Genomic DNA, 12,362 nt, shown 5'->3' on the forward strand with positions numbered 1-12,362 from the left:
CTTTTTGTTGCTAATAAGGAGAGTGTCCTTTGAAAAAAAGAAAGATAGTAGTGGTCATTGTCGCATATACGGTTTTGCTTGCAACGTCTGTACATACGTATAAAAAACAAATTGATCATCCCATTATGAGTGATGTAGGTAAATTGCTTCCGACAAAAATAAAACGTGTTGAAAGTGCTACGGAAGAGCACTCGTTAATAAAATTAGTGCGAGATGCAAAAGTTTCAGGAGAGAAAATTTCCATTGCAGGCATGCAACATAGCCAAGGAGGACAGACATATTATCCAAATGGCACGATGCTCGATATGAAAGGGTATAATAAAATATTAGAATTTGATCCAGAGAAGAAGCAGATTACAGTTCAAAGTGGTGTCACGTGGAATGATATTCAGAAGAAAATAAATCCATATGGCCTTGCGGTACAGGTCATGCAGTCTCAAAATATTTTTACTGTTGGTGGTTCATTAAGTGTAAATGTACACGGGCGTGATATTCGTCATGAGGCACTAATTGATACAGTAGATTCATTTAGATTGTTAATGGCAGATGGCACGGTACGTAATGTAAGTAGAGAAGAAAATGCAGAGTTATTTCCATATGTCATTGGGGGTTACGGTTTATTTGGAGTTATTTTAGATGTGACGCTGAAGTTAACAGATGATGAATTATATGAAATGCACACGAGAATGATAGATTATAAAGAATACGTATCTTATTTCAAAGAGAAAGTGAAAAGAGATGAAAATGTTCGTATGCACTTAGCGCGTATTTCTATTGCTCCAAATTCATTTTTAAAAGAGATGTATGTGACAGATTATACTTTGGCACAAAATCAAAATATGAGAGAAGAGTACAGTGAATTAAAGGAAGAAAATATTATAGCGGTACCGAAATTTTTACTTGGGTTATCACGTTATAGTGATTGGGGAAAGAATACATTTTGGGATATACAAAGAGGTTATTTTGAACGTACAGATGGAAAGTATGAGACGCGTAATAATGTTATGAGATCAGATAGTGCTTTTATGGAATATGAAAATCCAAATAGGACCGAAGTGTTACAAGAATACTTTGTGCCTATAGATGCTTTCACGGAGTATATAGATGATTTACGTAACGTATTAAATGAAGAAGAGTTTAATTTACTCAACATTACGATTCGTTACGTGGAAAAGAATGAAAATGCAGTTTTGTCCTATGCGAAAGATGATATGTTTGCGCTGGTTCTTTTGATTAACCAGGGACGCTCAGAGAGTGAGATAAAGAAAACAGAGGATGTCATTCGGAAGATGATTGATGTTACTTTAAAGCATAACGGTAGTTACTATTTGCCGTACTATTCTTATCCAACGAAAGAGCAGTTAAAGAGGGCATATCCTCGTATTGAAGAATTTCTCAAGAAAAAGAAGGAAGTAGATTCAGAAGAGAGATTTGTGAATTTATTTTATAGGGAGTATACGAAATGACATATAGAAGATTTGTGGCTTCGCAAAGTATCATCATGATGGCAGGAAGTATGGTATTTCCTTTTTATATATTATTGCTTCGAAACATTGGAAATAGCTTCTCGCAATTTGGCTGGGCGTATGGCTTATTTGCTTTAACATCAGCACTTGTATATCCACTAGTGGGAAAGATATCTGATCAAGTAGGTGATAAAAAATTATTAATCATATACGCTTGGTCCATGGCAATCTTAATGCTTTGCTTTCCGATTGCCACGGAAGTATGGCATGTATATATTCTTCAAATTGTAATGGGCATTTTAGGTGCTGTGCAGCGTAATACTGAGAAGACTTCGTTAGCACGAAAGGTTGCGCAGGAAAAGGCTGGTTATGAGATTGGAAAATACCATGTGTGGACATCCATTGGCGGAGCAGTAGCGGTTATTGCCACGGGATATTTAGTAGATTTCTTTACGATTGGTACAATTTTTTATATTGCATCTATTCTATATGTAGTGAGCGGGATTGTATTAAGTAGTAAAAAAATATAACTATTCCTATTTTCACCTTAATACCCTTTATTTGTTATACTAAAAGGGAATACAAAAGAAAAGGGGACAGTGCCTTTGATGAAATTTGTAGTTTTAGCTATTCTTACTTTGTTTTTGATTCCATGGACAAGAAGTAGTAGTAAGCTTCGAGCAGTGGATAAGAAGGGAGATAAGAAGGTTGTAAAGGGTAAGAAATCATCTATTTTAGTTATTCCTGTTTTATTTTGGATAGGTATTGCAATCTATGAATACTTTTGGCTAATTGATGATCGGGTAGACTCGATTCTTACTCATTATTCTGTTGCAGTAGCAATTTTAATTGGGCTTGTTTTATTTTCACAAGATCAAATAGGGAAATTAGAAGGTACATTAAAAGGACTTCTAATGTTTATTTTACTCGCAAGTTACGGCTACTTTGGTTATTTGCACGATATAGTAATCTCGCAAAAGAAATATGATTCTGTTGTTAAGATAGAGAAAGATATTTCAGAGCCATTTACTGAAAATGACCAGCCGTTTACAGTGCCGCCAAAGACAGCGGAGAATAAGATGAAAAAAGTATTTGGTGATATTCCGAAAGTAGCTTATTTTGAGCTAGGAGAATTAACGCCACAAATGGTAAACGGCGAAGCTTTATATGTAGCGCCGATTGAAGTTTCAGGATTTTTTAAAGCGCGTAAAGCTGAGACAATTCCAGGGTATGTAACGATGTCAGGTACGAATCCTGATGCGGAAGCGAAACTGCACCTCGGTTATAAAATGAAATATGTGCCAAGCATGTTTTTTGGTAATAATTTAGAGCGTGTGGTAAGGCAAGCAGAACCAAATTTAATCTTTAAAGGAAAACCTAAATTTGAGGTTGATGATAAAGGAAAACCATATTATACAATGACGTATGGTGAATTTATTTCAGGAAGATCTGGATTTGAGGTAGAAGGTGTTGTCGTAGTAGATGCACAAACAGGTGAAGTGAAAAGATATGATAAAGGAAAGGCACCTAAATTTGTTGATGGTGTATTAAATCATGAGACTGCATCTACGTTAAATACGTACTTTGGTAAATATATTCACGGATTTTGGAATACGAAATTCTCACAAACAGATATGAAAATTCCGACTGAGTGGGGAACGAAAGAAGGCGTGACCCCGATCTTTGGTAAAGATGGAACACTGTATTATTTTACAGACTTTACTTCTCCAAAAGAAGGAGTAGATTCAGCCCTAGGCTATTCATTAGTAGATGCACGCACAGGCAAGCTATATTACTATAATGGAAAAGAAGTAAAGGGGATTATGGATGGTTCAGCAGCTACAGAAGTAGTAGATAATTCCTTTAAGAGAGAGAAATGGCATGGGACAATGCCTGTCATTTATAACGTATACGGTAAACCAGCTTGGATTATTCCGGTTGTTGATGACGGAGGCCTAGTACGTGCACATACAGTTGTATATGCTGCTAATGCAAAAATATTTGCGACAGGTTCTTCGCAGAAAGAAGCGCTTGAGAATTATAAAAACGTAATGAGCGGTAATGGTGATACATTTAGACCAACCTCAACAGGAAAAGAAGCGCAAAAAGAAGGTATTGTACAACGTGTATATAAAGAAAAATCAGGTGAAAATACAATCGTGTACGTACTTTTAGAGAATGAACAAAAGGTATTTATGATACCGGTGAAGAAATTCCCATATGCTATGTTTACAGAAGTAGGAGACCCAATTCAAATTACATATTTAGATACGGGAGAGATGATGTCCTCAGTATCTAAATTTACGAATAGCAATGTGAAAAAGTAAAGCGATAGAATTTCTATCGCTTTTTTTACATTATGAAAGAGGAAAATGCGCTGTACTTGACGTATGTTTATGATGTAACTATAATTGTTACGATTCAGTTTGTATAGGAAAGGGTGAATTGAAAAAGTGAATGAAGTTAATCACGAAATATATAAACCTGTAAAGGCAAACAGGTTATGGATGATTCTTGTATTAGGAACACTTACGGCGATTGGACCATTATCTATTGATATGTATTTGCCTTCATTACCGAAGTTAACGGATGATTTGCAAACAGGTGCATCCCTCGCGCAGCTTACATTAACAGCTTGTTTGCTTGGGCTGTCAGTAGGACAATTATTTGTTGGCTCAATTAGTGATATTTACGGAAGACGCAAACCTCTTATTATTGCTCTTATTATTTATGTTGCTTCTTCTTTACTTTGTGCTGTTGCGCCATCTATTTGGACATTAGTGTTATTGCGCTTCCTACAAGGAGCTTCAGGATCAGCCGGGATTGTTATATCACGTGCGATGGTACGTGATATGTATTCAGGTTCTGAAATGACGAAGTTTTTCTCACTGCTTATGTTAGTAAACGGAGCAGCACCTATTTTGGCACCGATTATTGGGGGGCAATTATTACAGTTTACAACGTGGCGCGGTGTTTTCATCGTTCTTGGAGCAATTAGTGTATTCATGTTAATCTCAGCTACTTTTGTATTGCGTGAAACATTACCTCCTGAAGAAAGAGAAACGGGTGGTTTGTCAGGGACTTTGGCGACGTACGGAAAATTGTTAAAGGACCGTCTGTTTATGGGATATGCATTGTCACAAGGATTAGTAACAGCGGCAATGTTTGCATACATTTCGGGCTCACCATTTGTGTTGCAGAACATATACGGAGCATCACCACAGCAATTTAGTTTATTCTTTGCAATTAACGGCATCGGTATTATTATTGCTAGTCAGGTAACGGGTCGTTTAGCGGGGAAAGTGAATGAGAAGACATTATTTGTTGCTGGTATTATTATCGCAGCTGTTGGTGGCCTATCTTTACTACTGACAATCGTACTAGGAATAGGTTTAATCGGTGTTTTATGTTCGTTATTCCTTGTCGTATCAAGTGTCGGGGTTGTATCAACAACTGGGTTTTCATTAGCGATGAGAAATCAGAAACAAGCTGCAGGAACAGCATCAGCTTTATTAGGCTTATTACAGTTCATTTCAGGAGCTCTTGTTGCGCCGCTAGTAGGTATCGGTGGAAGTAATACAGCATTACCGATGGGGGTTGTTATTGCGCTTTGTGAAGTAGGAGCAGTGTTATGTTATCTATTTATGGCCAGAAGAAGTGAGAAGCAGTTTGAACTGCAGCAAAAACAAAATTTAGAGGCTTAACAAAAAAGAACTGATTCAAAGGGAATGTTTGAATCAGTTCTTTTTTTCATTTCTTTGAAATACCTCATACATATTATTCATGATCGTATCATATAAAACAGCAAGTTTATCCCACACCCAGCGATTACTATCGACTTCTTTTTCCCCACAGTCGATAATATCGGTATGGTCAGTAATTTTATACGCTTTTTTAACGATAATAGGAGCAATCTTCGGTATACGTGGGATTTCCTTTAAGGTATCTGCAAAGTTTCCAATGTAGACATGACCGATGATTTCGATTGTTAATGATTTATCCGATATATTGAGCACGGTATGAAATTGATTTGTATGTTGTTGTTTTAAATATTGAGCTAACTTAAATGGAGCATGCTTCTTCTTTAATACGCGGCGAAGGCTCTCTGTATTTTCGATATGAAGTGATTTTTCGCGAATAAGGACACGAATATCTTCTCCCATAAAAGGTATTGTGTTGTACATAGATGATTCTCCTTAAAACCTTACATATGTTTGCGTTATGCATATGTAAGTCTAGCATGGTTTGTTCTTTATGTGTGCTTACAGTTTTGTAAGGTGAGTAGTAAAGCATTGCAAAAGTTATTTGTATAAAGTGACGATACTGTGACAAACATGTTGGTATATATATTACGATGTCGTCTTAAGTGTAAAAAGTAGGGCGTTCTCGGTATAATAACAAGTGGAGATAAAAGAAACTATAATGAGTAATAGCTGTAGATAAAAGGAGAAGAAGAGATGAAGAAGGTTTTGGGTATTGCTGTAATGGGAAGTATGCTCCTTCTAGCAGGGTGTAATGGAAATAAAGATACGAAAGAAAAGGTAGAGCAATCTACTGAACAAACAGAAGAGATGAAAGAATACCGTGCAGTACATGAAAAATACGATATAAAAATCAATAAAGAAATTAATAAAGCACTGCAGTTATTTGAAGTGGCAAAAGAAAAGGGCGGTAAGGAAATAACGAATGCTACATATAAAGAAGATGTGCAAAAGGTAACAACTAGCATGTTAGAAGATATTGATCATATACGTAAAGAAATTCGTGTTCCAAAATCGAAAGAGCAAGAACATGAGGTATATGTTGGTTTCTTGAATGAATCAGAACAAGCAATGAAAAAATTACAGAAGTTAGCTAAAGAAGAAGATTCATCGTTGATTCGTGATATAGAAATTAATTTTGCAACAGCATCGACATACTATAAACGTTTTCAAGCAGAAACGAAAAAATAACCTTGCCTATGCAAGGTTATTTTTTCTTCTTGCCATCTCCATCTTCATCCTCGGATACTAATATCTTCTGTTCTTCGTGAAATTCGGAAATAGTTTGCCCGGTAATATTATCGAAAGGGGTATAAAAAGAAGTGATACTTTTCTTTTTGATGAAGAGTTTGTAGAAGCCGATGATGACAAGTATAACGATTGTTAAGGGTAATCCTATAGTAGCTAGAAGTAAGGGGTCCATCTTATAACTCCTTTCATATCTTTTTTTATTATAAGCGAAATACGATATAGATAAATAAAAGTATTAAAAACTGATTTTTCTAAATATATCCAATTTGATTGACTTTTCATTTTTTCAGAATTATAATTCGAAATATACAATTTGAACCAAATAATAATATAGCAATTTACTTATCCAGAGAGGTAGAGGGACTGGCCCTATGACACCTCAGCAGCGGGTTCTGTAATAGGAACACCGTGCTAATTCCAGCAAGCAAGTCTTGAAAGATAAGTGATGGGCCTTTGTTTATTAAGCCTTGATCTTATTTTTTAAGATCAAGGCTTTTTGTATTCTAAAAAGAGAAAAGGGAGTAATGGAAAAAGTACGTTTATAAAACTAAGTAAATATATGTGTTTAGGGGGTTATTGGGGTGTATGTAATTAAAAAATTATCAGTTATGGTGTTCACGCTATGGGTTATTACGACGGTGACATTTCTAATTATGCATATTATTCCGGGGGATCCATTTTCATCAGATGCAAAAATCTTTCCTGAAGAAGTGATCCAAAACATGAGAGCGAAGTATCACCTTGATGAACCGTTATGGAATCAATATGTTGCTTATTTAGACGGCGTAGTTCATTTTGATTTTGGTGAATCTGTTCAATCAACCGGGCAAGGTGTATCAGAAATTATAACAACTGGTTTTGGTCCATCAGCAATTATTGGTTTACAAGCACTTATTATTTCATTGCTAGTCGGAATTGCTGCAGGTACATTTGCTGCTCTCTATCATGGGAAGGTAATTGATTACGGTGTAAGTTTACTTGCCATCCTCGGTATTTCTATTCCGAGCTTTATTTTAGCACCACTATTTATACAAGTATTGGCTATTCAATTCGAGCTCTTACCAGTAGCTTCTTGGGGTACATTTGAACATACGGTATTGCCATCCTTTGCATTAGCGTTAGGACCAATCGCAGTGATTACAAGATTTGTTCGCTCTAATATGATCGAAGTACTGCAGAGTGATTATATTAAGTTAGCGAGAGCGAAAGGTATACCGATTAAGAAGATTATTATAAGACATGCTCTTCGAAATGCAATTGTTCCGGTACTTACATTTGTTGGACCATTAATGGCGGGACTTTTAACAGGTACTTTCGTTATTGAAAAGATTTTTTCAATTCCTGGTCTCGGAAAATATTTTGTAGATAGTATTTTTAATCGAGATTATCCAGTGATTATGGGAACAACCATTTTTTATAGTGCACTTTTAATTGTATGTATTTTTATTACAGATATTATTCATCGTATTGTTGATCCACGTATTCGTTCTATTACGTAAGGAGGGGGATGTTTAGATGGGAGCTTATGAAATTAATGACCAGTTATTAACAAATGAAGAGAAGAAAGAATTAACGATAAATAAAGATCAGCAAAAGATTAGCCGAAAGAAAGAAGTGTTTCGTAAGTTTGTATCGAATCCAATCGCAGTTTTAGGATCAGTGACGTTATTACTCATTATTGTTTTCTCACTTGTTGGTGAAAGTTTAACGCCATTTACTGCGAGTGAACAAGTAAAAGAGGCAACAAACTTACCACCTAGTAGTGAGCATTGGTTCGGAACAGATGATTTGGGAAGAGATATATGGGCACGTACTTGGGCTGGCGGGAAAATTTCATTAACAGTTGGATTAGTGGCAGCTGCTCTTGATATAGGACTTGGTGTGCTAATCGGAGGATTTAGTGGATATGTGAGAGGGCGCAATCGCCTTGGGACATTAATTGATGAGTGGATTATACGAGGAATCGAAGTGTTATACGGTATCCCGTATTTATTAATTGTTATTTTACTATTAATTGTTATGAAACCAGGTCTTTTTACCATTATCATCGCCCTTGCATTAACAGGATGGATTGGTATGGCACGTCTCGTTAGGGCGCAAGTCTTATCTTTAAAACAAAGAGAGTTTGTTATTGCAGCGGAGCGATTAGGTACATCCCATATGAAAATTATATACGGGCATTTAATTCCGAACTTAACGGGCATTATTATCGTAAATTTATCATTTACAATTCCCGCAGCTATTTTCTCAGAATCATTTTTAAGCTTTATCGGACTAGGAGTGCAATCACCGGCAGCAAGCTGGGGGACGATGACGAATGATGCACTTGGGACATTATTGAGTGGAGAATGGTGGCAGCTATGCTTCCCAGCAATCATGATTGCGCTCATTATGTTCGCATTTAATGCGATTGGTGATGGTTTACAAGATGCAATTGATCCAAAAATCGTAAAACGGAATCGAAAGGAGAAAAAACATGGGACAGCTCTTATCTTTAGAAAACGTAACGTTAGCCGTTGAAAAAGAGAATAGTAACCAAGCAATTGTGAAGCATGTTTCCTTTTCTATTAGCGAAGGTGAAATAGTTGCACTTGTAGGAGAAAGTGGTTCAGGGAAAAGTGTTACAGCACAATCTATTATCGGCTTAAATCAAGAATCAATTCATATTGATGATGGAAATATATCTTTTGAATCAAAGGAATTAACGAATCTACAAGAATCAGAATGGAATCAAATTCGAGGGAAAGATATTTCGTTTATCTTTCAAGACCCACTTTCATCTTTAAATCCGACGATGAAGGTGGGAAGGCAAATTACAGAGGTGATTTTGCAACACGAAAAGAAATCGAAAAAAGAAGCAAAAGAAATTGCGATTAACTTATTAAATGATTTAGGGATACATGAAGCAGAGAAACGCTTTGAACAGTACCCACATCAATTAAGCGGAGGCATGAGGCAACGTATTTGTTTAGCAATCGCATTTGCCTGCCACCCCAAACTCGTTATTGCGGATGAACCTACGACAGCATTAGATGTAACAATTCAAAAGCAAATTATGGAGTTATTAAAGGAAAGAAAGGAAAAGCAAAATACGAGTATTTTACTAATTACGCACGATTTAGCACTTGTACGTGAAGTAGCGGATCGAGTAGTTGTGATGTATGGAGGACGTGTTGTTGAAAAAGGAACGATAGAGGAAGTGATAGGTTCCCCTAAACATCCATACACAAAAAGCTTATTACAAGCAATTCCGAATATGGATGATTCTGAAAAAGTATTACGTGCAATAGAAGGGACGACACCTTCCATTGAGACGTTAAATAGCTTTGGTTGTCCTTTTGTAAATCGTTGTCCAGTAGCGATAAAAGAATGTATTCATCGTTTCCCAGAGAGAACAACATATTCCAAGGAGCATAGTTCACATTGCTGGCAACATGTTCTGGAGCATAATAAAGCGAAATCAAAAGAGAAGGTGAATGCCTCATGACGACAGATTTAATTACTGTAAAGCAAGTAACGAAAACGTATGGAAGTAAAAATAAAGAAATCGCAGCGTTAAAAGACATATCACTTTCTATCCCGAAAGGAACAACGCTTGGCATTATTGGAGAAAGTGGTTCAGGAAAAACAACACTTGGTAAGCTCATAGCTGGGATTGAGAGCCCAACGTCTGGTGAAATTGATTATAACGGTCAAGTCGTTCACAAGTTGAAGGCAACTCATAAACGTGATTTCTTACAGAAAGTACAGTTTATTTTTCAAGATTCCACAGCAGCATTAAATCCGCGCTGGAAAGTACGCGATAGCGTAACGGAAGGCTATATTTCATTTGGTTTAGGTGATAAAGGATTGAAAGATAAAGTAGCAGGTGATGCGCTAGAGCGTGTTGGGTTAGATAGACGATATATTGATCGCTATCCGCACGAATTTAGCGGAGGACAACGTCAACGAATTGCTATTGCAAGAGCGTTATTGTGTGAGCCGGAAGTATTAATTCTTGATGAACCAATTTCGGCATTAGATGTTTCGCTTCAAATCCAAATTGTGCACTTGCTGCAAAAAATTCAAAAGGAACAAGGTTATACATATTTATTTATCGCGCACGATTTACCGATGGTTCACTATTTATGTGAAAAAGTAGCTGTCTTATACAAAGGAGAACTTGTTGAATTTGGAAATACGGACGAAGTATTCCGTAATCCACAACATTCTTATACAAAAACACTATTGGCATCAACACCAAAAATTTCAGGTTAAAGGAGAATGTAGGATGAAGAAGTTTTTACTGTTTGTCATTATGACTGTTTTAGCAATTACTTCTGTCGCTTGCGGTAAGAAAGAGACACAAAAGGCGAGTGCTGGTAAGGGAGAAGGAGATCGATTAGTAACGAATATTGGTAGCGATCCATATACACTTGATTCCGCTATTGCGACAGATAGTACTTCAGGTTATGTAATTGGACATTTATTCTCAAGCTTATATACGCAAGATAGTGATGGAAAATATCAAAATGAATTAGCAGAGAAAGAAGAAGTAAATGCTGATGGAACTGAGTATACAATTCATTTAAAGAAAGATATTAAATGGTCAGATGGTTCTCCTATTACAGCAAATGATTTTGAATTTGCATGGAAGCGATTATTAAATCCGAAAACGGGTTCTATGAATGCGACAGAAATGTATTTTATTAAAGGGGCAGAGGCATACAATACTGGAAAAGGTGAAGAAGGACAAGTTGGTATTCAAGTTGTTGATCCTCAAACATTAAAGGTAACACTTGAGCACCCAGTGTCTTCCATTAAACAAAAATTAGCAAGCTCATTATTCATTCCATTATCAAAAAAATCAATTGATGATAATAATAAATTAAAAACAGATCCAAAAGAGTTAATTACGAACGGACCATTCACATTAAAAGAATGGAAGCATAATCAGGCTATTACGGTACAAAAAAATAAAGAATACTATGATAAAAAGGTAACATTAAAAGAAATTGAGTTTCGTATTATTCCAGATTCTAAAACAGCGTACCAATTATACAAATCAAAAGAATTAGATTTACTAAGTAGTTTACCGCAAGAAATGATTGAGAAAGAAAAAGGAAATAAAGAATATAAACGTGTTGCAGGATTTTCATCTTATATTTATTCGTTTAACGTAGAAAAAGAGCCGTTCACAAATGCGAAAGTACGTAAAGCATTCTCATTAGCAGTTGATCGTAAGTTTATTGTTGAAAAACTGTATAGAAACAATGCACAAGAAGCAAATGCATTCGTTCCAGAAGGAGCAAAAACACAAAGTGGGCGTGATTTCCGTAAAGAAAAAGGTGGTTACGTTAAATTTGATCCAGCAGAAGCGAAAAAATTATTAGAAGAAGGTATGAAAGAACAAGGCTGGTCTACATTACCTGAAGTAACATTAAAATTCACTACAGATACACAACATAAAAAAGTAGCAGAAGCAATGCAAGAAATGTTTAAGAAAAATCTTGGCGTAGATATTAAATTAGAAAATAAAGAGTGGAAGAGTTACATCGACACATATAAGCAAAGTGATTTCCAATTAGCTTATATGGGATGGGGCGGTTCTCTATTAGACCCAATTACTAAATTAGATTTATATGCAGGTGATGGTCCAAACAATTATGCAAAATGGCATAATAAAGAATTTGATGCTTTAGTGAAGGAAGCAGAAGTAGAACAAAATGAAGATAAGCGTTTTGATTTATTGCATAAAGCGGAAGATATTATGTTTACAGATTCACCATTAATTCCAATTATATTCCCGTCGGATTCCTATTTACAAAAACAAACGGTATCTGGACTTCAATATTATGTTGGATCTAAACCAGATTTAAGATATGCAAAAATAAAGAAGTAGGCA

At 35.9% G+C, this 12,362-nt stretch carries 12 protein-coding genes and 1 riboswitch; of the genes, 10 read left to right on the plus strand and 2 right to left on the minus strand.

The features are described 5' to 3' along the window. Positions 1-29 precede the first annotated feature (29 nt). From ACTL4X_RS01035 to ACTL4X_RS01050, 4 genes are all read left to right on the plus strand, one after another. Positions 30-1,466, plus strand: a complete 1,437-nt coding sequence (locus ACTL4X_RS01035) for an FAD-binding oxidoreductase (protein ID WP_000746310.1) — start codon at positions 30-32, stop codon at positions 1,464-1,466. Continuing rightward, entirely contained in the window at positions 1,463-1,996 is a 534-nt protein-coding gene (locus tag ACTL4X_RS01040) for an MFS transporter (RefSeq protein WP_000222351.1), read from the plus strand. Before ACTL4X_RS01035 ends, ACTL4X_RS01040 begins: the two co-directional genes overlap by 4 nt. A gap of 78 nt (positions 1,997-2,074) precedes the next feature. Beyond that, a complete protein-coding gene (locus tag ACTL4X_RS01045; RefSeq protein WP_000674040.1) occupies positions 2,075-3,793 on the plus strand; it encodes a DUF3981 domain-containing protein in 1,719 nt (572 codons plus the stop codon). 117 nt (positions 3,794-3,910) lie between these two features. Continuing rightward, positions 3,911-5,170, plus strand: coding sequence for a multidrug effflux MFS transporter (locus ACTL4X_RS01050; RefSeq protein WP_224200803.1), 1,260 nt, complete (start codon positions 3,911-3,913; stop codon positions 5,168-5,170). A gap of 33 nt (positions 5,171-5,203) precedes the next feature. Here ACTL4X_RS01050 and ACTL4X_RS01055 read toward each other — a convergent pair whose 3' ends face one another. Then, positions 5,204-5,650, minus strand: coding sequence for a hypothetical protein (locus ACTL4X_RS01055; protein WP_000282860.1), 447 nt, complete (start codon positions 5,648-5,650; stop codon positions 5,204-5,206). A gap of 273 nt (positions 5,651-5,923) precedes the next feature. Between ACTL4X_RS01055 and ACTL4X_RS01060 the strand changes: the two genes are divergently transcribed. Beyond that, positions 5,924-6,418, plus strand: coding sequence for a hypothetical protein (locus tag ACTL4X_RS01060; protein WP_000756541.1), 495 nt, complete (start codon positions 5,924-5,926; stop codon positions 6,416-6,418). A 16-nt stretch (positions 6,419-6,434) separates the two neighbouring features. Here the strand turns inward: ACTL4X_RS01060 and ACTL4X_RS01065 are convergent, their stop codons facing one another. Beyond that, positions 6,435-6,650, minus strand: coding sequence for a DUF3951 domain-containing protein (locus ACTL4X_RS01065; RefSeq protein WP_000371388.1), 216 nt, complete (start codon positions 6,648-6,650; stop codon positions 6,435-6,437). Positions 6,651-6,817: 167 nt separating this feature from the next. Next, a riboswitch (SAM riboswitch) is annotated at positions 6,818-6,923 on the plus strand. A 136-nt stretch (positions 6,924-7,059) separates the two neighbouring features. On the opposite strand from ACTL4X_RS01065, the gene ACTL4X_RS01070 reads away from it, so the two are divergent. The 5 genes from ACTL4X_RS01070 to ACTL4X_RS01090 are packed head-to-tail and all read left to right on the plus strand — an operon-like array spanning position 7,060 to position 12,359. Further along, entirely contained in the window at positions 7,060-7,977 is a 918-nt protein-coding gene (locus tag ACTL4X_RS01070) for an ABC transporter permease (RefSeq protein ID WP_000289313.1), read from the plus strand. Between the two features lie 16 nt (positions 7,978-7,993). Beyond that, on the plus strand, positions 7,994-8,998 hold the full coding sequence (locus tag ACTL4X_RS01075; protein ID WP_000501523.1) for an ABC transporter permease: 1,005 nt from the start codon (positions 7,994-7,996) through the stop codon (positions 8,996-8,998). Then, positions 8,955-9,965 (plus strand): ABC transporter ATP-binding protein, encoded by a 1,011-nt coding sequence (locus ACTL4X_RS01080; protein WP_000531264.1) that lies wholly within the window; start codon positions 8,955-8,957, stop codon positions 9,963-9,965. The genes ACTL4X_RS01075 and ACTL4X_RS01080 overlap by 44 nt, the downstream gene beginning before the upstream one ends. Continuing rightward, on the plus strand, positions 9,962-10,735 hold the full coding sequence (locus ACTL4X_RS01085; protein ID WP_000205673.1) for an ABC transporter ATP-binding protein: 774 nt from the start codon (positions 9,962-9,964) through the stop codon (positions 10,733-10,735). Before ACTL4X_RS01080 ends, ACTL4X_RS01085 begins: the two co-directional genes overlap by 4 nt. Before the next feature lie 13 nt (positions 10,736-10,748). After that, positions 10,749-12,359, plus strand: a complete 1,611-nt coding sequence (locus tag ACTL4X_RS01090; RefSeq protein ID WP_000714112.1) for a peptide ABC transporter substrate-binding protein — start codon at positions 10,749-10,751, stop codon at positions 12,357-12,359. Positions 12,360-12,362 lie beyond the last annotated feature (3 nt).

The organism is Bacillus sp. RE35 (assembly GCF_052146655.1).
Lineage (GTDB): Bacteria > Bacillota > Bacilli > Bacillales > Bacillaceae_G > Bacillus_A > Bacillus_A cereus.